Source organism: Microbacterium sp. 1.5R (assembly GCF_001889265.1).
Lineage (GTDB): Bacteria > Actinomycetota > Actinomycetes > Actinomycetales > Microbacteriaceae > Microbacterium.
In genome coordinates this window covers 332,516-356,060 of sequence record NZ_CP018151.1, presented here as the reverse complement: position 1 = coordinate 356,060, position 23,545 = coordinate 332,516, and the positions used below count along the sequence as shown (strand labels likewise).

21 protein-coding genes are annotated in these 23,545 nt (G+C 69.1%); 10 read left to right on the top strand and 11 right to left on the bottom strand.

What is annotated here, in order from left to right; all coding sequences use genetic code 11:
* Nucleotide 1: 1 nt before the first annotated feature.
* Entirely contained in the window at nucleotides 2–1,408 is a 1,407-nt protein-coding gene (locus BMW26_RS01730; protein WP_072590593.1) for an aminotransferase-like domain-containing protein, read from the bottom strand.
* Here BMW26_RS01730 and BMW26_RS01725 point away from each other — a divergent pair.
* Genes BMW26_RS01725 through BMW26_RS01715 form a run of 3 tightly spaced genes read left to right on the top strand, consistent with a single transcriptional unit; the run spans nucleotide 1,407 to nucleotide 3,598 of the window.
* The gene (locus BMW26_RS01725; protein ID WP_072590592.1) at nucleotides 1,407–2,354 is read left to right on the top strand and encodes a DMT family transporter; all 948 of its coding nucleotides are present in this window, start codon (nucleotides 1,407–1,409) and stop codon (nucleotides 2,352–2,354) included. The genes BMW26_RS01730 and BMW26_RS01725 overlap by 2 nt on opposite strands.
* Nucleotides 2,354–2,965, top strand: a complete 612-nt coding sequence (locus BMW26_RS01720) for an FMN-binding negative transcriptional regulator (protein WP_072590591.1) — start codon at nucleotides 2,354–2,356, stop codon at nucleotides 2,963–2,965. Before BMW26_RS01725 ends, BMW26_RS01720 begins: the two co-directional genes overlap by 1 nt.
* A 9-nt stretch (nucleotides 2,966–2,974) precedes the next feature.
* Nucleotides 2,975–3,598 (top strand): GNAT family N-acetyltransferase, encoded by a 624-nt coding sequence (locus tag BMW26_RS01715; protein WP_072590590.1) that lies wholly within the window; start codon nucleotides 2,975–2,977, stop codon nucleotides 3,596–3,598.
* On the opposite strand, the gene BMW26_RS01710 is transcribed toward BMW26_RS01715, so the two are convergent.
* From BMW26_RS01710 to BMW26_RS01675, 7 genes are all read right to left on the bottom strand, one after another.
* Nucleotides 3,562–4,263 (bottom strand): GntR family transcriptional regulator, encoded by a 702-nt coding sequence (locus BMW26_RS01710; protein ID WP_072590589.1) that lies wholly within the window; start codon nucleotides 4,261–4,263, stop codon nucleotides 3,562–3,564. The two genes, BMW26_RS01715 and BMW26_RS01710, sit on opposite strands and share 37 nt — an antisense overlap.
* Nucleotide 4,264: 1 nt before the next feature.
* Nucleotides 4,265–5,005, bottom strand: a complete 741-nt coding sequence (locus BMW26_RS01705) for a GntR family transcriptional regulator (RefSeq protein WP_072590588.1) — start codon at nucleotides 5,003–5,005, stop codon at nucleotides 4,265–4,267.
* A 213-nt stretch (nucleotides 5,006–5,218) separates the two neighbouring features.
* The gene (locus tag BMW26_RS01700; protein ID WP_198032364.1) at nucleotides 5,219–6,397 is read right to left on the bottom strand and encodes an SLC13 family permease; all 1,179 of its coding nucleotides are present in this window, start codon (nucleotides 6,395–6,397) and stop codon (nucleotides 5,219–5,221) included.
* Between the two features lie 582 nt (nucleotides 6,398–6,979).
* Nucleotides 6,980–8,146: an RHS repeat-associated core domain-containing protein gene (locus BMW26_RS01690; protein WP_157557388.1), complete on the bottom strand. Its 1,167-nt coding sequence runs from the start codon at nucleotides 8,144–8,146 to the stop codon at nucleotides 6,980–6,982.
* Between the two features lie 42 nt (nucleotides 8,147–8,188).
* Nucleotides 8,189–8,545 carry a YciI family protein gene (locus BMW26_RS01685; RefSeq protein WP_053098543.1) on the bottom strand — a complete coding sequence of 119 codons (357 nt, stop codon included), beginning with the start codon at nucleotides 8,543–8,545 and terminating at the stop codon, nucleotides 8,189–8,191.
* Nucleotides 8,542–9,915 (bottom strand): RNA polymerase sigma factor, encoded by a 1,374-nt coding sequence (locus tag BMW26_RS01680; protein ID WP_083569256.1) that lies wholly within the window; start codon nucleotides 9,913–9,915, stop codon nucleotides 8,542–8,544. Before BMW26_RS01680 ends, BMW26_RS01685 begins: the two co-directional genes overlap by 4 nt.
* The gene (locus BMW26_RS01675) at nucleotides 9,912–10,103 is read right to left on the bottom strand and encodes a hypothetical protein (RefSeq protein ID WP_157557387.1); all 192 of its coding nucleotides are present in this window, start codon (nucleotides 10,101–10,103) and stop codon (nucleotides 9,912–9,914) included. The genes BMW26_RS01680 and BMW26_RS01675 overlap by 4 nt, the downstream gene beginning before the upstream one ends.
* Before the next feature lie 283 nt (nucleotides 10,104–10,386).
* Here BMW26_RS01675 and BMW26_RS17540 point away from each other — a divergent pair, with 283 nt between their 5' ends.
* Genes BMW26_RS17540 through BMW26_RS01645 form a run of 6 tightly spaced genes read left to right on the top strand, consistent with a single transcriptional unit; the run spans nucleotide 10,387 to nucleotide 18,153 of the window.
* Complete coding sequence (locus tag BMW26_RS17540) at nucleotides 10,387–10,476, top strand: potassium-transporting ATPase subunit F (protein WP_072590584.1); 90 nt, start codon at nucleotides 10,387–10,389, stop codon at nucleotides 10,474–10,476.
* Nucleotides 10,476–12,161 carry a potassium-transporting ATPase subunit KdpA gene (kdpA, locus tag BMW26_RS01665; protein WP_072590583.1) on the top strand — a complete coding sequence of 562 codons (1,686 nt, stop codon included), beginning with the start codon at nucleotides 10,476–10,478 and terminating at the stop codon, nucleotides 12,159–12,161. The genes BMW26_RS17540 and kdpA overlap by 1 nt, the downstream gene beginning before the upstream one ends.
* Before the next feature lies 1 nt (nucleotide 12,162).
* On the top strand, nucleotides 12,163–14,307 hold the full coding sequence (kdpB, locus tag BMW26_RS01660) for a potassium-transporting ATPase subunit KdpB (RefSeq protein ID WP_072590582.1): 2,145 nt from the start codon (nucleotides 12,163–12,165) through the stop codon (nucleotides 14,305–14,307).
* A gap of 41 nt (nucleotides 14,308–14,348) precedes the next feature.
* Nucleotides 14,349–14,948, top strand: a complete 600-nt coding sequence (gene kdpC / locus BMW26_RS01655) for a potassium-transporting ATPase subunit KdpC (protein ID WP_072590581.1) — start codon at nucleotides 14,349–14,351, stop codon at nucleotides 14,946–14,948.
* A 14-nt stretch (nucleotides 14,949–14,962) separates the two neighbouring features.
* Nucleotides 14,963–17,485 carry an ATP-binding protein gene (locus tag BMW26_RS01650; protein WP_072592186.1) on the top strand — a complete coding sequence of 841 codons (2,523 nt, stop codon included), beginning with the start codon at nucleotides 14,963–14,965 and terminating at the stop codon, nucleotides 17,483–17,485.
* Complete coding sequence (locus BMW26_RS01645) at nucleotides 17,482–18,153, top strand: response regulator (RefSeq protein ID WP_053098537.1); 672 nt, start codon at nucleotides 17,482–17,484, stop codon at nucleotides 18,151–18,153. Before BMW26_RS01650 ends, BMW26_RS01645 begins: the two co-directional genes overlap by 4 nt.
* Nucleotides 18,154–18,284: 131 nt before the next feature.
* Here the strand turns inward: BMW26_RS01645 and BMW26_RS01640 are convergent, their stop codons facing one another.
* Nucleotides 18,285–19,079 (bottom strand): TspO/MBR family protein, encoded by a 795-nt coding sequence (locus BMW26_RS01640; protein ID WP_072590580.1) that lies wholly within the window; start codon nucleotides 19,077–19,079, stop codon nucleotides 18,285–18,287.
* 98 nt (nucleotides 19,080–19,177) lie between these two features.
* Complete coding sequence (locus BMW26_RS01635; RefSeq protein ID WP_072592185.1) at nucleotides 19,178–19,741, bottom strand: TetR/AcrR family transcriptional regulator; 564 nt, start codon at nucleotides 19,739–19,741, stop codon at nucleotides 19,178–19,180.
* 94 nt (nucleotides 19,742–19,835) lie between these two features.
* On the opposite strand from BMW26_RS01635, the gene BMW26_RS01630 reads away from it, so the two are divergent.
* Nucleotides 19,836–20,678 carry an alpha/beta fold hydrolase gene (locus tag BMW26_RS01630; protein WP_072590579.1) on the top strand — a complete coding sequence of 281 codons (843 nt, stop codon included), beginning with the start codon at nucleotides 19,836–19,838 and terminating at the stop codon, nucleotides 20,676–20,678.
* Between the two features lie 63 nt (nucleotides 20,679–20,741).
* Here the strand turns inward: BMW26_RS01630 and BMW26_RS01625 are convergent, their stop codons facing one another.
* The gene (locus BMW26_RS01625) at nucleotides 20,742–23,516 is read right to left on the bottom strand and encodes a glycosyl hydrolase 53 family protein (RefSeq protein ID WP_072590578.1); all 2,775 of its coding nucleotides are present in this window, start codon (nucleotides 23,514–23,516) and stop codon (nucleotides 20,742–20,744) included.
* Nucleotides 23,517–23,545: the final 29 nt, after the last annotated feature.

Here is a 23,545-nt window from a genome sequence, read left to right as displayed (position 1 = left end):
GTCAGGATGCCGCGAGCACACCGCCGAGGATCTCCGCCGCCTCGGGGAATCGCGTCGGGTCGGCGTTCGCGTAGTTGAGTCGCACATAGGCTCCGGAGGGCTCCGCGGGGAACCATTCGGATCCGGGAGAGATGATGAGGCCGCGGGTCTCGCATCCTCGGACCACGCCGACGACATCGGTGCCCTCCGGAAGCCGCACCCAGAGGTTGAGGCCACCGGCCGGCACCGTCTCGACCGTCGCGGTCGGGGCGTGCTCGGCGAGGCTCGCGAGCAGCAGGTCGCGTCGCGCCCTCAAGTGGTCGCGGAAGCCACGCAGGTGGCTCTTCCACGCCGGCTGGGTCACGACGTCGAGCGCGGCAGCCTGCAGCAGCCCGCTCACGTACATCGACTCGGCGGCACGGTCGGCGAGGATGCGCTCGCGCGCCGGACCCCGCACGATCACCGCGGCGATCCGCAGCGCGGGCGAGACGCTCTTGGTCAGCGAACGGAGATAGACGACATGGCCGTCATCGTCCATCGCCGCGATCGGACGCGGATCGCCGTCGATGGCCAGATCGTGCGCCCAGTCGTCTTCGATGAGGAAGGCACCGTGCCGCCGCACGCTCTCGAGAACGGCGAGGCTGGTCGACGCGGGCCACCTGGCGCCCGTCGGGTTGGCGAATGTGGGCTGCGCGTAGAACGCACGAGCGCCGGTCTCGACGAACGCCCGCTCGACGGCATCCGGATCGGGCCCGTCCGGCCCCGACGGGATCGGCACCAGCACCACCCCGGCCTGCTCGGCGGCGAGAAGAGCACCCCAGTAGGTGGGCGACTCGATCAGCAGAGGCTGCCCGGCCCCGACCACGGCTCGGAAGATGGAGCTCAGCCCGCTCTGGCTGCCCGCGATCACGAGCGCATCCCTGGCAGATGCCGGAGTGACGTCTGCGGGGGCGGATGCCGCGAGCTCGGCCGCGAACCAGGCCTGCAGCTCCGGCATCCCGGCGGCGGGCGAGCGAGTGAGCGCTGACGAGGTGCGTGCCGCACGGGTGATCGCCTGACGGACCAGCCGCTCGGGAAGCAGGTCGACCGCCGGATACCCGGAATGCATGCCGATCGCGTCGGGAGCGACAGTGCGCTGCGTCGAGGTGAGCCCGGCGAGTCGCGCGGGAGGAGCCCCGAGCGCGGATGTCTGCCAGCCGTAGTCGGCGGGGCGCGGCGTCTTCTGCGCGCGCACGAACGTCCCCGCGCCTGGTCGGGATTCGATCAGGCCCAGCCGGGCGAGGCGTCCCATCGCCTTCTGCACCGTCACAGGGCTCGCTCCGTACTGCGCGACGAGCGCTCGATTCGAGGGAACCCGAGACCCCGGAGGCGCCGCCTCGATCCACCGACGCAGTTCTCCTACGATCCGGTCACTGCTATCCTGACTCATGAAAGAACAGAGTAGCGTTATCGCTCCTGCTCGCACAGCGCTATCCCGTGCGGGCCTCTGGTGGGGGCTTCTCGGCGTCGCCGCCTTCTCGTTCACCCTCCCCTTCACCCGCATCGCGGTCGGCGGCCTCTCGCCTCTGTTCATCGGATCCGGTCGCGCGGTCGTCGCCGCAGCGCTCGCTGCCATCGCTCTGGCGGCCGCCCGGCAGCATCCGCCGACCAGGGTGCAATGGTGGCGACTCGCGATCGTGGCCGGTGGTGTCGTCGCCGGGTTCCCCCTCTTGACGTCGTTCGCCATGACCGCCGCACCGGCGAGCCACGGCGCCGTGGTGATCGGCCTGCTCCCCGCAGCGACGGCCGTCATCGTCGTGCTCCGCACGCGCGAACGGCCGGGACGTGCGTTCTGGTGGTTCGCCGCACTCGGCGCCATCACGGCGGTGGTCTTCGCGTCACTGCAGAACGGGGATCTCGGCGCACTCCACTGGGCCGATCTGCTGCTGTTCGCCGCGGTGCTCGCTGCGGCTGTCGGCTATGCGGAGGGCGGCCTGCTCGCTCGGGAGCTCGGAGCCTGGCAGACCGTGTCGTGGGCGCTCGTGCTCGCCGCGCCGCTGATGCTCGTGCTGACCCTGGCCTCGGCGGTCGCCGACTCGCCGACGGCATCGCCGGTGCAGTGGCTCGCCTTCGCCTACCTCGGCGTGGTGAGCATGTTCCTCGGATTCTTCGCCTGGTACCGCGGGCTCGCGATCGGGCCCATGGCCCCGGTGAGCCAGATCCAGCTCGTCCAACCCGTGATGAGCATCGCGTGGGCCGCGCTGCTTCTTCATGAGCAGATCGGATGGCCCACCGCGCTCGGCGGCCTGGCCGTCATCGTGTGCGCCGCGCTCGCGGTGCGCACCCGACTGATCCATCCCCGACCCACCACCCGCCCCCTGAACGAGGAGTTCTGATGCGCCACACACCCCGTTACCTGATGACCGACCCGCTCGAGGTGAAGCGCCTGATCCGCGGCAACCCGTGGGCCACGTTCGTGTCCCCCGCGAGCACAGGGCTGATCGCTTCGCATTACCCCGCGCTGCTGATCGAAGACGAACACGAGATCGTGATCGCGAGCCACTTCGGTCGGCCGGACGAGCAGCTGCATGAACTGGGCGCGCACGAGGTGCTCGTGATCATCCAGGGCCCCCACGACTACGTGTCGCCCAGCCTCTATGCACCCGGCGACCTCGTGCCCACCTGGAACCACGTGACCGCTCATCTCTACGGCACTCCCGAGATCCTCACCGAGGAGGAGAACTACGCCATGCTCGCGCAGCTGACCGACCACTTCGAGAAGGGAATGCCGCACGGGCGCAGCCTGTCGGAGGACGAGGCCGGCACCCGGCGAGCGGCGAAGGGAACCGTCGGGCTGAGGATGCGTGTCGACCGGTTCGACGCGCGCGCCAAGCTGAGCCAGAACAAGTCTCCCGAGGTGCGAGACACCATCACCGGGCGGTTCGACGAGACGAACGCGGCACTCGCGGCCGAGATGCGTCGAGTGTCCGGCCACGCCCCTCAATAGGCTGGGGCGATGACCGATTCGCCGCACACCGACGTCTGGCCCGTCCGCACCGAGCGGCTGCAGATCCGGCCGATGACGGCACCCGACGTCGACGTCATGTGGGAGTGGCGTCGACGGCCGGTGGTGAACCGGTGGCTCGGACTCGCGCCGGCCACACTCGAGGAGTTCCGCGAGCGGTATCTCGACCCCGGCCGCCTCACGTCGATGTACCTCGTCGAGCTGATCACGGAGAACGACGGGCCCACGCCGATCGGCGACATCATGATCAGGATCGGTGACGGCTGGGCGCAGCTCGAGGTCGCTGATCAGGCGAGGGGCGTCGAGGCCGAGCTCGGCTGGGTGCTCGACCCCGCGCACACCGGTCGCGGCTATGCGACCGAGGCCATCCGCGCCGTGATCGACGTCTGCTTCGGTCCGCTGGGGCTGCGCCGGGTGCACGCCGGATGCTTCGCCGACAACGAGCCCTCGTGGCGTCTGATGGAGCGGCTCGGCATGCGCCGGGAGGAGTTCAGCCGCAAGACCGCTCTGCACCGGTCGGGCGAGTGGCTCGACGGGCTCAACTACGGCATCCTCGCGGAGGAGTGGACACCGACGCGTCAGAGTTCTGTGACCCCGTCGACCACGAACGTGTAGAGGTCTCTCACCAGATCCGTCGCTTCGAGGCGGTCGCGATCGCGCGCTGCGGCGACGAGCGCGTCGACGACCGATCGGAGCATGGCGGGGTTGCGGGGCCGGCTGAGCGAGCGGATGCCGAGCACCAGCGCCGTGCGCTTCGACGCGTGCAGGGCGCTGAGGTGTCGGTTGCGCGAGAACACCGCGAGCAGGTCGAGCAGTTCCCACAGCCCCTCCGCTCCGATGACCTGATCGCTCTCGTCCGACGCCCAGAGTTTGCGGACGGTCGCCGCCCGCTCGGCGAGATCGGCGATCTGCGCCTCGGTCGCCTCCGCGATGCCGAGGTCGGCCGCCGCGATCGACAGGCCGGAGCACTCAGCGGCGACAGCGACGAACCACGCGGGGGTCGGCGTCACGACGACCGACGCCCTGTTCAGACGGTGCTCGATCAGATGCATCGATTCAAGGGTGCCGAGGGCTGATCGCACGGTCGCCGCGGCGACGGTGAGCCGCTGTGCGAGGGCGGTGACCGATAAGGGATCGCCGGGCGCCAGTTCGCCCGACTCGATCGAGTGCGCGAGCGAGTCGACGACGGCATCCGCGCGGGAGGTGATGACGGGCGGTGGCTGCTCGATCCCTCCCAGCAGTCGCGTGGAGTTCAGCCTGTCGATCCGCCGGTCGGGCATGTCAGTCCCCGGGTAAGAGGACGGCGGGCGTCGAGCCGGCGGAGACGGAGGCGGATGCCGCGGCGAGCGCCGCCGCCGCGCGGAGAGGTTCGATCGTCGATCTCAGGAACAGCGGTTCGATGAGGTCTCGTACCCCGACGCCGTCGCGCCGATCGAGCAGGGCACGCAGCTGATCGAGGGCCGCGCGCATGTAGTCGACGAGTTCGTCGGGCACGCGTTGCGCGGGCACTGTTCGGGTGAGGTGCAGCACCAGCTGACCGTCGAGGATGTCGATCATCGTCTGGTTGTGGGCGTTGAGCACGATCTCGCCCCACAGCGCGTACCAGAGGCTGAGCCCCTCGCGACTCGAGGTTCCTGCGAGCTCGGCGACCAGGAGTCCGTCGATCCTCTCGTGCAGAGAGGCGACCTGCTCGTCGGTGTAGGTCGGCACTGCTCTGACGGCGCAGTATCCGATCATGGCGACGGCGGTCTCGACACGTTCCGCCTGTGCCTCGAGGTCGACCGGCGCGACGCGTGTGAACCGGTTGGTGCTGACCTCGATGAGTCCGAGATCGGCGAGACGGTTGAGAGCCTCGCGGATGGGCGTGCGGGAGACGCCGTATTCGGCCTGCAAGTCCTGGTCGCGAATCTCTTCGAGGGGTTGCATGCGCCCAGAGATGATCTCTTCGGCGAGCGTGGCGAAGACCTGGTCGCGGATCAGCTGCCGCGGCCGGATCGGCAGAGATGCGCTGATGTCGCCCACGGGCACACTTTATGCCGGTGTCATGCCGACGCACCATACATCAGGCACTGAAGTTTCACCGGATCCGACGGCATGTGCGTAGCGTTGTGGAGTAGGGCAGCGACCCTCACCCGGCACACACTCCCCATGTCGTGCCGCGGACCTCCCCCAGATCCCGTGACGCGAGTCGCTGCCCTTTTCCCTCCCCTGCGGCCGGGATCGGGATGCCGGATCTCAGCCTGCGACCAAGACGAGCACGAGCGTGGCGACCAGCACCGTCGGCACGGCGACGATCGCTCCCCAGAGCATCAGGCTGCCCCAGCGGATCTCGACACCCAGCGACACCACCCTGTGATGCCAGAGAAGGGTGGCGAGCGATGCCCACGGGGTGATCAGGGGGCCGAGGTTCACGCCGATCAGCAGCGCCATGAGCGCGACCGGATCGCCGGCTGTGGGTTCGAGGATCAGGTAGGCGGGCAGGTTGTTGACCCCGTTCGCGGCGAGCGCGCCCGCCGCAGAGAGACGCAGCAGTTCTGCGGGCGCGTGTCCACTGGTCGCGAGGACCGACAGGAAGTCGAGGATGCCGTTCGCGTGCGCGGTCTCGACCACGACGAACAGGGCCGCCGCCAGGCCGATCGCCTGCCATGGCACGAGCGAGAGTCGCAGCACATGGCGACGCCGGATGCCGAACACGACGATGAGCACGAGCGCTGCGACCGTCGCGGGGATCCACACGTCATGGGTCACTGCGAGCAGCGGCATCAGGAGCAGCAGGATGGCGGACGCCGCCCAGAAGAGCATCCGGTCGGAAGGGGCACCGCCTGTCGGAGTGCGATACCCGCCGAAAAGCGTGCGCCGGTGTCGCAGCGTGAGGATCACGACGGGCACGAGCACCCCGACGAGTGTCGGCGCCCAGCTCAGTGCGAGGAACGCGAGCGGGTCGTCACCGATCGACCGTGCCGCGAGCAGGTTGGTGAGGTTCGACACGGGCAGTGCGAGAGATGCGGTGTTCGCCAGCCACACGGTGACGAGGGCGAACGGCAGCGGGGGGATGCCGACGCTCTGCGCGAGCACGACCACGACCGGCGTCACGATCACCGCCGTGGTGTCGAGCGACAGGAACACCGTGCTGATGACGGCGAGCACCACGACAGACAACCAGAGCAGGATGACGCGCCCGTGCCCCCACCGAGCCAGACGCTGAGCGACGACGTCGAACACCGCGGCATCCCGGGCCAGCTCAGCGACGATCGTGATCGCGATGACGAACCCGAGCACCGGTGCGATGCGGGCACCGAGCGCCCCGGCATCCGCTGACGGCAGGACGCCCGTGACGATGCAGACGAGTGCCACGGCGATGAGCGCCAGGACGATGATCGTCCCCGCTCCCAGCCGCCGTCGCGTCGCACTCACTCGCTGAGTGTAGATCCGGAGGGAGTGTGATCCGGTGAGCGTCCGGGACCGCCGCGCCGCATCCGCTGATGCTTGCGGCGCACTGGGCGAAGGATCTGATCGCACTCCGGAAGGCGTTCACCGGGATTTCTCACTTGCGTCTGCTCCTACGCTAGTGGGGGTTCATCTCGAGCGCTTCCCTCATGAGCCGAGCGAGGAGAACGACGTTGCGGCTACGCCCGACGGTGACGGGCAGAGGCACCCGTCGACCTGTCACACGCTCTACCTCGATCATGCGCAGGGAACCGATGAACGGGAGCCATCCGACGCCATCGCCACCCGCACCGTAGTAGCGAGTCACATCGAAAGCCGAGACCTGTCCGCGAGTGAAGGAGTAGCGGCGAAACCACGACACCACGACTACTTCGCCAGGCCCAGCCCACACGCCAAGGAAGAACGACCGAAGGAGTGCGGCCACGGCGACGCCGTATACCGGAACTCCAATCCACCAGTACTCCGAGCCCCAGCTGACCACGACGAACAGGCCACTAGCCGCCGCACCCAAGAGCAAACAGCCCAGTCGGGCACCGCGGCCAGAACCTCTCACCTTCCCCACGAGCGTCCCATCGCCCTATAGGGCTTGCCCCAGTTGACAGTCCACACTGCAGCCACTGGCTTGGCTGCGTAGCTCGCCGACCCGACCATAACGTTTGCCACCCCGTTTCCGAGCCATCGGTTGTTCGACCGCACCTGCTGAGTCACTGCGCGGATCGTTGCGCGATTCGGCCGTGCAGCCGACACTCCCACGTGCAGCGTTCGATTTGCAATGGCGCCTGCTGAGGCCGCGTTCAGGGCCCGAATGGCCGCACCCCCTCCGACAGAGCTTGCCACCATTGTCACGGCCGATACGGCGGCTTCGCCGAGGCGGCCTTGCACAACATAGGCAGCTGTCTCAATCGCACCACACGCCATGCCAACAGCGCCCGGGATGAATCCGCATGCGAACATCAACGCGTTGCCCGCTGGACTATCCGTAATCCACTTTGCCGCGTCATCCCACCAAGCTCTGCCGCTGAGGTCATGCATATTGATGGGGTCGGTGGGCCACGCGTAGTCGTTCGCTCCGCCACCCTCGACAGGGTCGACCTGCAGGAACCGGCCCAGCGCGGGCACATACAGCCGGACACCCATCTCGACCACCAATGTCGACCCCACCGACTCCGCAGGCTTCAACGACCCCTGATGCCACAGCGTGTTGCCAGCCACCTGACCAGTGTCATTCGACGCCGCCGTGCCGAACGCGAACGTCACCGGATCCACCGGCCGCCCGAACGGATCCCACAGCAGCAACGCCCCGTTCGTCCCGCCCGAACGTGTCATCAGCCCGTGCCCGGCGAGATTCGGGAACGACCACGTCACCATGCCCGCCTGATTCGTCCATGACACCCCACCCGGCAATCCGAGACTGCGGGTCAGGGCAGTGCCGACCTTCTGACCCCATGCCGCATCCCCCGCCGCCGCGAACAGATACCGCGTCACCACCGCAGGAGCAGACCCCGCCGGATCCATCGTCCGCGACACGATGCGCCCCGTCGCATCCCACGCGATCGCCACGGTCGAACCATCCGCGTAGGTCGTCCCGACATGACGGTTCGCCGCGTCATAGGTGAACTGCATGTCACCCAGACGCGTCGTGTTGCCCCGCGCGTCATAGACGATCTCCGCAGCCGGAACACCATCCGCCACACTCGACGCACCAGGGATCGCCACCGTCACCGCCGTCGAGCGCAACCGATCTAAGCAGTCCGGCCTTCAGTCCTCGTCCCAGGGGAGCTTGACCACCGGCAGGATGTATACCCGCCCCATTACGGCGGTCGGGTGCTTCGCCATGAAGCTCGCCGCCTCGTCGATCGACTCGGCGGTGACGATGTCGTAGCCGGCGAACCATTCCTTGAACTCGGGGAAGGGGCCGTCTGTGACGAGCACCTTGCCGTCTCGCACGGCCACCGACTTGGCTTGGTCCGCCCCGGCGACGGGTGCGCCCTCGCCCAGGCTGCCGGCCGCCCTGCCCTCATCCGCCCAGTCTTCGAGAAGGCGCTGATCCTCTCCCTGCGGCATCGTGCCGCCGGTCGGGTCGGTCATGTGGATCACGAGGTACTTGTTGCTCATCTGCTCTCTCCATTCGTCGTGCGCCCGGGCTCCCCGGGTGCGAAGGACGCCGCGAGCTCGTCGCGGCGTCGGGTCAGGTGGATGATCTCCGCGGTGTTGTCGGCGAGGGCGATCGCGCGCTCGTAGGCAGCCCGAGCATCGTCCGACCGATCCGCAGCGCGCAGCAGCTCTGCGCGCGTCACGTGGAAGGCATGGAACTTATCCAGCGCATCGCGCAGCGTCTCCACGATCAGCAGTGCTCGTTCGGGCGAGTCCCGCTCTGCGACGGCGACCGCCCTGCTGAGGGTCACGACCGGGCTGGAATCGATCCGCTCGAGCTGCTCGTAGAGTCCGACGATGCGCGCCCAATCGGTGTGCTCGGCATCCGTCGCCCGCACATGCACCGCGTTGATCTCGGCCAGCAGTCGGTGACGACCGGGGGCCGCGGTGGGTGGCTCGTCGAGCAGTGCGAGGCCTCGACCGATGAGCTCGTGGTCCCACGAGCCACGGTCCTGTTCATTTAGGCGCACCAGCTCGCCGCCGTCGGTGACGCGTGCCGCGGCGCGCGCCTCGCTGAGCAGCATCAACGCCAGCAGACCCGTGACCTCCTCGTCGGCGGGCAGCAGCTCGCGGAGCAGTCCGGCGAGCCGGATCGCCTCGCCCGTCAGCTCGCGACGCAGTGCGGGCACTCCGGCCCCGGACGCGAAATACCCTTCGTTGAAGATCAGATAGAGCACTGCGAGCACTCCGTCGATCCGGATGCGGAGATCGTCGGCAGCCGGCATCCGATAGGGGATCCGGTCGGTCTTGATCTTCGCCTTGGCTCGGGTGATGCGCTGCCGCACCGCAGATTCCTGGATGAGGAAGGCCCGGGCGATCTCCTCGACGGTGAGCCCGCCCATGATCCGCAGGGTCAGGGCGACGCGTGCTTCGAGTGACAGCGCCGGATGGCAGCAGGTGAAGAGCAGACGGAGGCGATCGTCGTCGATGACGCCCGTCGGCTCCGGCGGTTCGGGATCGTGCAGCATGAGAGCCTCCCGCTGCTTGGCATCGCGGAACGACTCACGACGCAGTCGATCGATGGCCTTTCGGTAGGCCGTGGTGGTGATCCAGCCGGCGGGATTGGGCGGCACGCCCTCGTTCGGCCACCGCTCAGCGGCCGACGCGAACGCCTCAGCAGCCATCTCCTCGGCGAGGTCGAGATCACCGCATCGTCGGGTGAGACCTCCCACGATGCGCGCCCACTCGTCGCGATAGACCTGCGCGACGTGCTCTGCGACGTCGGTGTTCACCGAGAACCCTCGATCCGACCTCGTCGCCGCGTCACCTGTGGTCTCTCCGTCCGCTCGATCGAGCAGGTTCCGCTCCGATCCTGCCGTCAGGACGATCATCCCGGTTCCCCGCTTCCGCCGGAAGAGATGCGCGCCCAGAGGCGGCGAGCGCGCACACGGAGGGAAGGGCGCCGGATCAGACCAGGATGCTCGAGCGCCTCCCGACGTCGCACGATCTGCTCCTCGGCGTGCTCAGCCTCGAGCCGGTAGACGAGGTTCGCCACCATCGGGTCGTTGTACACAGTCACCACCGCACCTCTCGCGTCTGAGGCCACCCGATCGGGGACCTCCTACCCGAACCACGAACGACGAACGACGGATGCGACAACGAGATGCGAGAAAGTCGGATCGACCCCGAGATGTGAGCAAGTCGCATGCATCCCGCACGGCCCCGTAGGCAAAGCGTGAGGATCGCCATATGCCGGTCCGCACGGGAGTTGTATCGAGTCTCGTGCTCGACATCATCTACATCGCGCTGACTCTCGCGCTGTTCGCCCTCGTCTCTCTTGTCGCGAAGGGGGTGGAACGACTGTGAGCGTCTTCGAGATCATCGCCGCCGCCCTCGCCGTGGCCGCCGTCGTCTACCTCGTGGTGGCTCTCGTCGCCCCGGAGAAGTTCTGATGGGCGCGGGTGCCGACATCTGGTTCGGCGTCCTGCAGGCCGCCGTCCTCATCATCGCCCTCGTGCTGCTGTACCGCCCGGTGGGCGACTACATGGCCCACGTCTTCAGCACCCCGCGCGACCTGAAGGCCGAGCGCGGCCTGTACCGACTGATCGGCGTCGACCCGGCATCCGAGCAGACCTGGCGGGCCTATGCCCGCAGCGTGCTCGCTTTCTCGGTGGTCGGTCTGCTGCTCGTCTACGGGCTGCAGCGTCTGCAGGGCTTCCTGCCCGAGTCGCTCGGACTCCCGGCCGTGCCCGAAGGGCTCGCGTTCAACACCGCGGCGTCATTCGTCGCGAACACCAACTGGCAGTCGTACTCGCCCGAGCAGACCATGGGCTACACCGTGCAGCTCGCGGGCCTCACGGTGCAGAACTTCGTCTCGGCAGCCGTGGGCCTCGCCGTCGCGATCGCTCTGATCCGCGGCTTCGCTCGCCGTGGCTCGACGACGATCGGCAACTTCTGGGTCGACCTGATCCGCGGACTCGGACGCATCCTGCTTCCGATCGCCCTGCTCGGCGCGATCGCCCTGATCGCGGGCGGCGTGGTGCAGAACTTCGCCGGCTTCACGGATGTGACCACGGTCTCGGGCGGCACGCAGACCATCCCGGGCGGGCCGGTCGCCTCGCAGGAGGCCATCAAGCTGCTCGGCACGAACGGCGGCGGCTTCTTCAACGCCAACTCGGCGCATCCGTTCGAGAACCCGACCGGCTGGACCAGCCTGCTGCAGATCCTGCTGATCCTCGTGATCCCGTTCTCACTCCCCCGCACGTTCGGTCGCATGATCGGCGACAACCGCCAGGGCTATGCGATCGCCGCCGTGATGGGAACGATCTTCCTGATCTCGACTTTCGCGCTCTCGGCTCTCGAACTCGCCGGCCGCGGCAGCGCTCCGGAACTCGCGGGTGCGGCGATGGAGGGCAAGGAGGTGCGCTTCGGCATCCTCGGCTCGACCCTGTTCGGCAGCGCCAGCACCCTGACGTCGACCGGCGCCGTCAACTCGATGCACGACTCGTACACGGCACTCGGCGGCATGATGCCGATGCTCAACATGATGCTCGGCGAGGTCGCCCCCGGCGGCGTCGGCTCCGGCCTCTACGGCATGCTCGTGCTCGCGATCATCGCGGTGTTCGTCGGCGGACTGCTGGTGGGCCGCACCCCCGAATACCTCGGCAAGCGCATCGGCCCGAAGGAGATCAAGCTCGCGAGCCTCTACATCCTCGTGACGCCCACCCTCGTTCTTGTCGGCACGGCCCTGAGCTTCGCGATCCCCGGCATCCGCGCCGACGTCGAGGCGACCAGCATCCTCAACCCCGGCGTGCACGGCATGAGCGAGGTGCTCTACGCCTTCACCTCGGCGTCGAACAACAACGGCTCGGCCTTCGCCGGCCTCACCGCGAACACCCCGTGGTTCAACACCGCACTGGGCATCGCGATGCTGCTCGGCCGGTTCCTTCCGATCGTGCTCGTGCTGGCCCTGGCCGGATCCTTCGCCGCACAGCAGCGCGTGCCGGAGAACACCGGAACGCTGCCCACGCACCGGCCGCAGTTCGTCGGGCTCCTCGCCGCCGTCGCGGTCATCATCACAGCACTCACCTACTTCCCCGTGCTCGCACTGGGACCCCTCGCTGAAGGACTCGTCTGACATGACCCTCACCACCACGCCCTCGGAACAGCAGGATGCTGCGGCATCCGCCCCCGCCCCGACCGCACCGCCCCGCTCATTCGGCTGGGCACAGCTGACGCAGGCCCTGCCCGGCGCCCTGCGCAAGCTCAACCCCGCGTCGCTCGTGCGCAACCCCGTGATGCTCCTCGTCTGGGTCGGTGCCGCATTCACGACCGTGCTCGCGATCGCCGAGCCGCTCCTCGGCGGCCCGGCCGACTCCGGCGGAACACCCGTGCCCGCACCCTTCACCTGGGGCATCGCGATCTGGCTGTGGCTGACCGTGCTGTTCGCCAACGTCGCCGAGTCCGTGGCCGAGGGCCGCGGCAAGGCCCAGGCCGCGAGTCTGCGCAAGACCCGCACCAGCACGATGGCCCGCAAGGTCGTCCGCTATGACTCGGCGACGGATGCCACGGCCGAGCGCACCGAGGCGGTCGACGTCTCATCGGCCGAGCTGCAGCGCGACGACATCGTGATCGTCACGGCCGGCGAGTTGGTCCCCGGCGATGGCGACATCGTGGCGGGCATCGCGACCGTCGACGAATCGGCCATCACCGGCGAGAGCGCCCCGGTCATCCGCGAGTCCGGCGGTGACCGCAGCGCTGTCACCGGAGGCACCCGCGTGCTGTCGGATCGCATCGTCGTGCGCATCACCTCGAAGCCCGGCGAGACGTTCGTCGACCGCATGATCGCGCTCGTCGAGGGCGCCAGCCGTCAGCGCACACCCAACGAGATCGCGCTCAACATCCTGCTCGCGAGCCTGTCGATCGTGTTCGTCGTGGTCGTGCTCGCGCTCAACCCGATCGCCTCGTATGCGGCCTCGCCCGTCAGCATCCCGGTGCTGATCGCCCTGCTCGTGTGCCTGATCCCGACCACGATCGGCGCCCTGCTCTCGGCCATCGGCATCGCCGGCATGGACCGTCTCGTGCAGCGCAACGTGCTCGCGATGTCGGGCCGCGCCGTCGAGGCCGCAGGCGACGTCACGACGCTGCTGCTCGACAAGACCGGCACCATCACCTACGGCAACCGCCGCGCCCACGAGGTGCTTCGCCTCGGCGGCGTCGACCCCGACGAGCTGCTGCGTGTCGCTGCCCTCTCATCCCTCGCCGACCCCACGCCCGAGGGCGCCTCGATCGTCGAGCTGGCGCTGAGCCGCGGCATCCGGGTCGACGAGCCGGCGGATGCCGTGGTCGTGCCGTTCACCGCGCAGACCCGCATGTCGGGACTGGACCTCGCCGACGGGACGCAGATCCGCAAGGGCGCAGGCTCGGCGATCGACGCCTGGCTCGGGCTCGACACGGATGCCGAACTCGCCGGCCTCGTCGACGGCGTGGCCACGAGCGGCGGCACCCCGCTGGTGGTCGCCGTGAAGCGTCCGGCGGGATCCGGCGAGGTGCTCGGCGTCGTGCACCTCAAGGACATCGTGAAAGACGGCCTGCGCGAGCGGTTCGAGGAACTGCGCAGCATGGGCATCCGCACGGTCATGATCACGGGCGACAACCCGCTGACCGCCGCCGCGATCGCGAAGGAGGCGGGCGTCGACGACTTCCTCGCCGAGGCGACACCCGAGCAGAAGCTCGAGCTGATCAAGCGTGAGCAGGAGGGCGGGCGACTCGTCGCCATGACGGGCGACGGCACGAACGACGCCCCCGCTCTCGCCCAGGCCGACGTCGGCGTCGCGATGAACACGGGCACGTCGGCCGCGAAGGAGGCCGGCAACATGGTCGACCTCGACTCGGACCCGACCAAGCTCATCGACATCGTGCGCATCGGCAAGCAGCTGCTCATCACTCGCGGCGCGCTCACGACCTTCTCGCTCGCGAACGACATCGCCAAGTACTTCGCCATCATCCCGGCGATGTTCATGGGGGTGTTCCCGGGCCTCGCGGCGCTCAACATCATGCAGCTGCACTCGCCGGCGTCCGCGGTCACCAGCGCGATCATCTTCAACGCGATCGTGATCGTCTTCCTCATCCCGCTCGCGCTGCGCGGGGTGAAGTACCGCCCGGCGAGCGCCTCGCAGATCCTGCAGCGCAACCTGCTCGTCTACGGCCTCGGCGGAGTGATCGCACCGTTCATCGGTATCAAGCTGATCGACCTCGTCATCACCCTCATCCCCGGCTTCTGACCGGCGTCCGTCTTCGTCCTTCTCTCATCGAAAGGCACTCCATGTCCTCCTCCCGCACCGTCGCCCGCACCACCGGCGTCGCCATCCGCGCGATGCTCGTGCTCACCCTCGTGCTCGGCGTCGGCTACACGCTCGTCGTCACCGGCATCGGTCAGCTGCTCCTGCCGTTCCAGGCGAACGGCTCGCCGCTGGGCGATGACAAGGGCAGCTCGCTGATCGGTCAGTCGTTCACGGATGCCGACGGCGAGGCGCTGCCCGAGTACTTCCAGTCGCGTCCGTCGGCCGCCGGTGACGGCTACGACGGAGCCGCGTCCAGCGGCAGCAACCTGGGTCCGGAGAACCCCGACCTCGTCGCGTCGATCGGCGAGCGCCAGGCAGCCATCGCCGAGCGCGAGGGCGTGAGCCCGGCTGCTGTGCCGGCCGACGCCGTGACGGCATCCGGATCCGGCCTCGACCCGCACATCAGCGTCGCGTACGCGCTGCTGCAGGTGCCGCGGGTGGCGGCCGAGCGCGACCTGCCCGCGCAGCAGGTGCGCGACCTCGTGGAGTCTAGGATTCAAGGGCGGGATCTGGGATTCCTCGGCGAAGAACGCATCAACGTCGCCGAACTCAATCTCGCGCTCGATGAGCAGGAGGGCTGATGACGGCAGAGCGGATGCCGCGGCGCGGCCGACTCCGCGTGCTGCTCGGCGCAGCCCCCGGTGTCGGCAAGACCTTCGAGATGCTCGTCGAAGGGCGCCGGCTGCTCGACGAGGGCCGCGACGTCGTGATCGCGATCGTCGAGACGCATGAGCGCGCGGCGACCGCCGCGCAGACCATCGGCATTCCCGAGGTCCCCCGTCGCACCGATCTGCACCGGGGCGTGCCGCTCAGCGAGATGGACCTGGATGCGGTGCTCGCACGCCGACCCGAGATCGCGCTGGTCGACGAACTCGCGCATACCAACACCCCCGGCTCGCAGAACCCGAAGCGCTGGCAGGACGTCGGTGCGCTGCTCGACGCGGGCATCGACGTCGTCACGACCGTGAACGTGCAGCACATCGAGTCGCTGAACGCGGTGGTCGAGAAGATCACCGGCATCGCGCAGCAGGAGACGATCCCGGATGCCGTCGTGCGCGCCGCCGACGAGATCGAGGTCGTCGACCTGGCACCGCAGTCGCTGCGCGACCGTCTCTCCGCCGGACTCGTCTATCCGGCGGAGCGGATCGACGCGGCCCTGTCCAACTACTTCCGGCTGGGCAACCTCACGGCTCTGCGTGAACTCGCACTGCTGTGGCTCGCCGATGAGGTCGACAGCGCGCTGCGCAGCTACCGGGCCGACCACGGCATCGAGGGCACCTGGCAGGCGCGCGAGCGCGTGGTCGTCGCCCTCACCGGCGGACCCGAGGGCGAGACGCTGCTGCGCCGAGGGGCCCGCATCGCCGCACGCTCGGCTGGCGGCGAACTGCTCGCCGTGCACGTCGCCGCGCAGGACGGGCTGCGCGATGAGACCCCCGGCGCCCTCGCCGCGCAGCGGTCGCTCGTCGAATCCCTCGGCGGCAGCTTCCACCAGATCATCGGCGACGACATCCCCGGCACGCTCGTCGAGTTCGCCCACGGGGCGGATGCCACTCAGCTCGTGATCGGTGTCAGCCGGCGTGGGCGTCTCGCGGCGGCGCTGACGGGACCGGGCATCGGCTCGGAGGTCATCCGCCGCTCCGGCGACATCGACGTGCACATCGTCACTCACGCCGCCGCGGGCGGCCGCGTCGCACTCCCCCGCATCACCGGCGGCGCCCTCGGCTGGCGGCGTCAAGCGCTCGGGTTCGCACTGGCGCTCGTCGTCGGCCCGCTGCTCTCGTGGGCGATGTTCGCGTTCCGCAGCCCCGAGTCGATCACGGTCGAAGTGCTGGCCTTCCAGCTGCTCGTCGTGATCGTGGCCCTGGTGGGAGGCGTGCGGCCTGCCGTCTTCGCGGCGGTGCTGTCGGGCATCACCCTCGACTTCCTGTTCGTCGCCCCGCTCTTCACCATCACGATCGCGCACCCGCTGCACGTGCTCGCCCTCGCGCTGTATGTGACCATCGCCATCCTCGTCAGCATCATCGTCGACCAGGCCGCCCGACGAGCCCGCACCGCCCAGCGCGCCGCCGCGGAAGCAGAGCTGCTCGCGGCCGTGGCCGGCAACGTGCTGCGCGGCGACAACGCGGTGCTCGCCCTCGTCAGCCGCACGCGCGAGGCGTTCGGACTCACCGGCGTCCGCCTGCTCACCGCCGACGGCGAGGTGCTCGCCAGCGACGGCGAACCCGTGCCCGACGGACGCGCCACGACCATCCCGGTCGGTGCCGGAGGATCGGCACCCGCCGTGCTCGAGCTGCACGGCGAACCCCTCGACACCCCCGCCCGACGCCTGCTCGACGCGATCGTCGCGCAGCTGGCGGCGGCCATCGAGCACACCGACCTGCGTGCCACGGCGCGCGAGGTCGCTGCCCTCGCCGAGACCGACCAGGTGCGCAGCGCCCTGCTCTCGGCGGTCAGCCACGACCTGCGCCGCCCTCTGGCCTCAGCCGTCGCCGCGATCGGCGGACTCCGCGGGGCGCACGCGCTGTCGGCATCCGATCGGGAAGAGCTGCTCGCGACCGCCGACGAGAGCCTCGCGACCCTGTCGTCGCTCGTGACCGACCTGCTCGACGTCAGCCGGGTGCAGGCCGGAGTGCTCGCCGTCTCGACCATGCGGCTCGATGTCGCGGGCCCCGTGCTCGCTGCCGTCGACGAGCTCGGCCTCGGGCCGTCGGATGTCGAGCTCGCGCTCGATGCCCGGCTGCCCGCCGTGTCGGCCGACCCGGTGCTGCTGCAGCGAGTGCTCGTCAACGTCATCGCGAACGCCCACCGTCACGCGCCCGCCGACAGCCGGGTGATCGTCTCGACGAGCACGATCGGCGACCACGCCGAGATCCGCATCATCGACCGCGGTGCCGGCGTTCCCGCCGAGAAGCGCGACGAGATCTTCCAGCCGTTCCAGCGCCTCGGCGACACCGACAACACCACCGGCCTCGGCCTCGGCCTCGCCCTCTCGCGCGGATTCGCCGAGGGCATGGGCGGTACCCTGACACCCGAGGACACCCCCGGCGGTGGACTCACCATGGTCATCTCGCTGCCCCTCGCAGCAGAGCCCGACATCATGCAGGAGGAGACGGAGTGAAGCTCCTCATCGCCGACGACGACCCGCAGATGGTGCGCGCACTGCGCATCACCCTCGCCGCCCACGGGTACGAGGTGGTGGTCGCGCCCGACGGCGCGGCCGCCGTGGCCGTCGCCGCACAGACTCACCCCGACCTCATCATGCTCGACCTCGGCATGCCGCGGCTCGACGGCATCGAGGTGATCCAGGCGCTGCGCGGCTGGACGACCGTGCCGATCATCGTCGTGTCGGGTCGCACCGGGTCCGCCGACAAGGTCGAGGCCCTGGATGCCGGAGCCGACGACTTCGTCACCAAGCCCTTCCAGGTCGACGAGCTGCTCGCGCGGCTGCGGGCGCTGTCTCGTCGGGCGGTGCCCGCGGGCGGGGAATCCACCGTCGGATTCGGCGATGTGGTGGTCGACCTCGCGACGAAGACGGTCACCCGGGCGGGTGCGCGCGTGCACCTGACACCGACCGAATGGCGCATGCTCGAGCACCTCGCCCGGCATCCCGGAGCCCTGGTCACCCGGCAGGACCTGCTCAAGGAGATCTGGGGCAGCGAACAGGTGTCCGACTCGGGCTACCTGCGGCTGTACATGTCGCAGTTGCGCAAGAAGCTCGAGGCCGAGCCGAGCGCACCGGTGCACCTGCTCACGGAGTCGGGCATGGGCTACCGTCTCGTGCTCTGAGCCAGGTCTGCCGTTCTCGTCATTCTCGGTTCACAACTCAGCATGAGCTGCTGTCAACCGACGGAATCGGCGGGTTCACCTCGTCGCACGCACGATCTGTGCTGAGTTGTGAACGCCGACCGAGCGCTGAATCAGAGCGCGATGTCGGCGCGAGGGCGGCGCAGCACTCCCCAGACACCCGCGGCGACGAGGGCGACCGCGACGATGATCGCGGCGATCGCGGTCACGGTGCTCTCGGGTTCGCCGGTCAGACGACCGACGGCGAGCCATCCGAGACCCCATGCGGTCGCGAGGGCAGGGGCGATGCGCTTGGTGACGAGGGCGCTGGCAACCCCGATCACGAGCACGACGGCGAGCACGGCGACCGCCCAGATCTCGGCCTGATCAGCCCAGCTCTCGGGCGCGATCTGCGTGAGCCAGGCAGTGGTGTTCGCGACGGTCGCGATGGTGACCCAGCCGAAGTGCAGGCCGTTCGCGCCGTCGACGACGATGCGCTCGGGCCAGGTGCGGGCACGGCTGCGGCCGAGGATCACGATGACGCGAGCGAGGGTCGCGAGCAGCAGGGCGATCACGATGACCGTCAGCGGCAGCGACAGGAACTGCGCCGTCACGAGCCAGAGCCCGTTGAGGATCATCGACGCGGCGATCCATCCGCCGACAGCTCGCTGGCGCTCATCCGCCCGCTGCGCCGGGAGCGCCTGCCACACCGTGTAGGCGATGAGGCCGATGTAGATCAGCGACCAGATCGAGAAGGCGGGGCCGGCCGGCGCGAGGTATGAGCCCTGCGCCGAGAGCGCTCCATCCTGCAGCTCGCTGACCGAGGTGCCACCGAAGGCACCGGATCCGACGGCCGCTGCGATGAGCATGAAGGTGGCCGAGGCGATGATGATCGTCTGGCGGGCGATGTCCTGCGTCCGGGAGTCCATGCTCGCAACATACGCGCGCGAGGGCGCAAACGCACCAGCCTTGACACCGGGATGCATAAACGCTAGCCAAGCTAGCTAAATCTGCTCTCCCGTTGCGGTCAGGCGGCGACGGCGGCGCCGATCAGCACTTCGGCGGCGTTGCGCGCCTGCACGGCGACCTGCGGGTCGGCGGCGATCGCCGCGGTGCTCTGCGCACCCTCGGCGAGGATCGACAGCTGCGCGGCGAGGGATGCCGGCGCTCCGGCCGCCACGACGAGGTCGGCCATGTACGCCTGGAACGACGCCTTGTGATCGCGCACGATCTCGGCCACCTCGGGGTTCGTGCCACCGAGCTCGCCGAACGCGTTGATGAACGCGCAGCCACGGAAGTCGTCAGTGCAGAACCAGTCCTCGAGGTACCCGTAGACGGCGAGCAGGCGTTCGCGGGGGTCTGCCCCGGCATCCGCCACGGCTCCCGTGAGTCCCGACTCCCACTCTCGGTGCTTGCGCGCGAGGACGGCCGTGACGATGTCGGTCTTGGATGGGAACAGGGCATAGAGGCGACGCAGCGACACGCCGGCCGCAGCCCGCAGCTCATCCATGCCGACGGCCGCGTATCCCTTGCGGTAGTAGAGCTCGTCGGCCGCCGCGAGGATCTGTTCACGCACTGTGTCGTCGGTCATCACCCCAGTGTACTTGACATGAGAACGATCGTTCTCTACAGTGAAGACATCAGCGAGAACGACCGTTCTCACCGGACCGAAAAGGATCAGGACCATGGGCTACATCACCGTCGGAAACGAGAACAGCACCCCGATCGAGCTCTACTACGAAGACCAGGGATCGGGTGAGCCCGTCGTCCTGATCCACGGGTACCCGCTGAACGGCCACAGCTGGGAGCGCCAGACCCGTGAGCTGCTCGCTCAGGGCTACCGCGTCATCACCTACGACCGCCGCGGTTTCGGCCAGTCCTCGAAGGTCGGCACCGGATACGACTACGACACCTTCGCCGCCGACCTCAACACGGTGCTCGAGACCCTCGACCTGCGCGACGTCGTGCTCGTCGGCTTCTCGATGGGCACCGGCGAGCTCGCCCGCTACGTCGCCACGTATGGCCACGACCGCGTCGCCAAGCTCGCCTTCCTCGCCTCGCTCGAGCCGTTCCTCGTGCAGCGCGATGACAACCCCGAGGGCGTGCCGCAGGAGGTCTTCGACGGCATCGAGGCTGCAGCCAAGGGCGACCGCTACGCGTGGTTCACCGACTTCTACAACAACTTCTACAACCTCGACGAGAACCTCGGCAGCCGCATCAGCCAGCAGGTCGTCGACGCCAACTGGAACCTCTCGGTCACCAGCGCCCCGGTCGCGGCCTACGCGGTCGTCCCGAGCTGGATCGAGGACTTCCGCGGCGACGTCGACGCCGTGCGCGACGCCGGCAAGCCCACCCTGATCCTGCACGGCACGAAGGACAACATCCTGCCGATCGACGCCACCGCCCGCCGGTTCCACCAGGCAGTGCCCGCGGCGACCTACGTCGAGGTCGAGGGCGCCCCGCACGGCCTGCTCTGGACCCACGCCGACGAGGTCAACGCCGCGCTGAAGGACTTCCTCAGCAAGTAGTCCGCGAACGGCCCGAGAGCCCGGCATCCGCCTCAGGATGTCGGGCTCTCGGACGTGTTGACGTCAGCGCTTGACCGCCACCGTGAGCGTCTTGCTCTGGGTGCTCCCGGCCGCGTTCACGAACTCGACGCGGTAGGTGTGCTTCCCCACCGCGCGATCAGCGACCGGCACCGTCACCCGTTGCGCGGCGGGGCTGTTCGCGACCATGTCGCCCTCGGAGATCAGCATGCCGTCCTCATACAGGCGATACGAGGTCGCATTGGTGCCCCACCACATGTCGGCGGTGAGAGTGTATGAGCCGTCGCCGTCCCAGTTGTCGGCCGAGAGCACGGGCGTGCCGGGCGCGGCATCCTTCACCGTCACCGTCACGGGCTTCACCGCCGTCACGCCGCGCGAATTGACCAGTTCGCCACTGTAGACGTACGAGCCATTCGCCTTGCCGGTCACGGCGATCTGCGCGCTCTGCGCGGAGGTTCCCCCGAAGGTGAGCGGCACGGTCTTGACCAGCACACCGTTCTCGAACACCCGCAGCTTCGTGGCGTTCTGCCCCCACCACAGGTTCATGGTGAGCGTGAAGTCGCCGTCGAGCAGCCCCGTATCGTGACCGTTGTCGTGCGACAGCACTCCGCGAGCGGGCGCGGTGGTCGCCGCATCCTGAAGCAGGAGCGCGTCGACTGCGGCAGCCAGTGCGTCCAGCGCCCCCGTGACCGCTGACGCACTCGGACTCGCGGCAGCCAGCACGATGTCGGCGCGAGCGACCGCTCCGGGCAACGCGACGGTCGACGACTCGACATAGGCATCGAGGTCGAGAGCCGCGGCCGCATCGCGCCGCTCTCGCAGCTGCGAGGTGTCGGCACCGGGCACCGGTGCGCGCACGAGTTCGAGATCGTCGATCGTCCCCCACGCCCCCGCCGGAAGCGCCGCGGAGACTCGCACGACAGCCGTGCCGTCAGGGCCCACCTGCAGCGCTTCGGTCATCGGCGTCGACCACACGCGCCAGCCGTCGAAGCCGAACGCCGCAGCGGCGCCGGTGACGGACGCAGACGACAGCGACAGCGACGCACCCCCGTCGGCACCCTCCCCGTCGCCCTGCAGCGATGCCCGTGCGACATACGACCCCGCGGGCAGTCCGGAGACCGTCTGCGAGAGGCCGAACGAGTATCCGGCACCCGCATAGAAGTGCGCCGAGTGCGTGCCGCTCCGAGGGTCGTCCCACGCGCGCAGCGTGAGTCCCGATCCGGTGACGCTCCACATGCTCGTGTCCGCGTCCTCGAATCCGGGGTTGCGCAGGTAGTTGCGCGCCGAGACGGTGACGGTGGCCGACGCCGCTAAGCCGGCATCCGTCGCGCCCGAGATCACGTACTCGCCGGCGCCCTCGATGAATCCGGCCGCCGACGACCAGGTGACGGGCTGCTGCTCCGACGACCCGTCGTTGTAGAGCACCGTGACCTCGTCGGGCAGCTCGACGACATCGCCCTCGGTCACCTGCAGCGCGACCGCCTGCACCGACTCGACGGCCCGCGGGGCCTGGGCGCCGGTGCGCACGTACGAGAAGACGTTCAGCGCATCGGATGCCGTGCCGTCGAAGCCGAACAGCGCCTGGTTGTCCCACGCGGATCCGCCGAACCAGTGCCCCGCGTCCTCGGGCTCGTACTCGCCGGCGAAGCTCGACGCCCAGCCCGATCCGTCGCGCTCCCACAGCGTTCTGTTCTGCTCGAGCTGTGCGGGCGGACCCACCGGCAGCCATGCGGGCTCCCAGTAGTAGACGCCGAGCCCCGCCTCACCCACGTCGGCGACGGCCTGCACGACCGCGCGCACGGCATCGGCCTGACCCTGCACGCTCACCGGGTACTGCGTCGCCTCGGACGCCAGGTCGACGACGTTGCCGTGACCGTCTCCGTCGTCGAGCGTGAACGCCCACGAGGTCTCGGCGACCATGACCTTCTTGCCGTAGGTCTCGGCGACGTGCGAGAGCACGGCCGTGAGGTTCTCGGGAGTCCCGTGCCAGAACGGGTAGTACGACGACGCGAACACGTCGTAGTCGACGTCGCGGCGATCGAGCTGCGCGGCGACGTCGGCGTAGAACCCGGCGCGCTCGGGGTTGGTGAAGTGCAGGGCGACGAGCGTGTCCGGCGCCTCGGCCCGCACGGCGGCGGAACCGGCCGAGAACACCTTCGCCATGTCATCCCAGCCGCGCACTCCGGCGACTCCGCCGTTCGTCTCATTGCCGACCTGCACCATGCGGAGGTCGACACCCGCATCGACCAGGCGACGCACCGCATCGCGCGTGAAGGCACCCACCTCGGTCGCCACCTGGTCGGCGGTCATCCCCTCCCACGCCTTGGGCGCCTGCTGCTTCGCGGGGTCGGCCCAGAAGTCGGAGTAGTGGAAGTCGACGAGCACGCCGAGGCCGGCATCCGTCGCTCGCTGCGAGATCTCGATCGCCCGATCGACGTCGACATCGCCCCCGCCGTAGCCGTTGCCGTTCGCGTCGAACGGGTCGTTCCAGACGCGCACGCGCACGTCGGTGACCCCGGCGTCCGCGAGGATCTCGAACAGGTCGCCCGGCGCGCCCTGGGCGTCGCGGAACACCACGCCCGATTCCTCGAGCGACAGCACCGACGAGACGTCGACGCCGCCGATGAAGTGGTCCGGCAGGTTCTCGACCCGGGGGACGGTGATGGTGGCATTCACCGGCCCGTCGACCGAGACAGCCGCAGGAGCGAGAGCGGATGCCGCCGGCGAGGCGGCCGACGCCGGCAGCGCGACGCCGATCAGGGCGACGGCGGTGACCGTGGCCAGGGCGGTGGAGAGAAGGGAACGCGTGCGACGGTGCATGACGGCCTTTCGAGCGGTGGAGGTGCGGA

Bases quoted from the DNA above. Each gene is read 5' to 3' on its own strand.
- BMW26_RS01725 (WP_072590592.1), top strand. From the start codon at position 1,407: ATGAAAGAACAGAGTAGCGTTATCGCTCCTGCTCGCACAGCGCTATCC.
- BMW26_RS01730 (WP_072590593.1), bottom strand. From the start codon at position 1,408: ATGAGTCAGGATAGCAGTGACCGGATCGTAGGAGAACTGCGTCGGTGG.
- BMW26_RS01720 (WP_072590591.1), top strand. From the start codon at position 2,354: ATGCGCCACACACCCCGTTACCTGATGACCGACCCGCTCGAGGTGAAG.
- BMW26_RS01715 (WP_072590590.1), top strand. From the start codon at position 2,975: ATGACCGATTCGCCGCACACCGACGTCTGGCCCGTCCGCACCGAGCGG.
- BMW26_RS01710 (WP_072590589.1), bottom strand. From the start codon at position 4,263: ATGCCCGACCGGCGGATCGACAGGCTGAACTCCACGCGACTGCTGGGA.
- BMW26_RS01685 (WP_053098543.1), bottom strand. From the start codon at position 8,545: ATGAGCAACAAGTACCTCGTGATCCACATGACCGACCCGACCGGCGGC.
- BMW26_RS01680 (WP_083569256.1), bottom strand. From the start codon at position 9,915: ATGATCGTCCTGACGGCAGGATCGGAGCGGAACCTGCTCGATCGAGCG.
- kdpA (WP_072590583.1), top strand. From the start codon at position 10,476: ATGGGCGCGGGTGCCGACATCTGGTTCGGCGTCCTGCAGGCCGCCGTC.
- kdpB (WP_072590582.1), top strand. From the start codon at position 12,163: ATGACCCTCACCACCACGCCCTCGGAACAGCAGGATGCTGCGGCATCC.
- kdpC (WP_072590581.1), top strand. From the start codon at position 14,349: ATGTCCTCCTCCCGCACCGTCGCCCGCACCACCGGCGTCGCCATCCGC.
- BMW26_RS01650 (WP_072592186.1), top strand. From the start codon at position 14,963: ATGCCGCGGCGCGGCCGACTCCGCGTGCTGCTCGGCGCAGCCCCCGGT.
- BMW26_RS01640 (WP_072590580.1), bottom strand. From the start codon at position 19,079: ATGGACTCCCGGACGCAGGACATCGCCCGCCAGACGATCATCATCGCC.
- BMW26_RS01635 (WP_072592185.1), bottom strand. From the start codon at position 19,741: ATGACCGACGACACAGTGCGTGAACAGATCCTCGCGGCGGCCGACGAG.
- BMW26_RS01630 (WP_072590579.1), top strand. From the start codon at position 19,836: ATGGGCTACATCACCGTCGGAAACGAGAACAGCACCCCGATCGAGCTC.
- BMW26_RS01625 (WP_072590578.1), bottom strand. From the start codon at position 23,516: ATGCACCGTCGCACGCGTTCCCTTCTCTCCACCGCCCTGGCCACGGTC.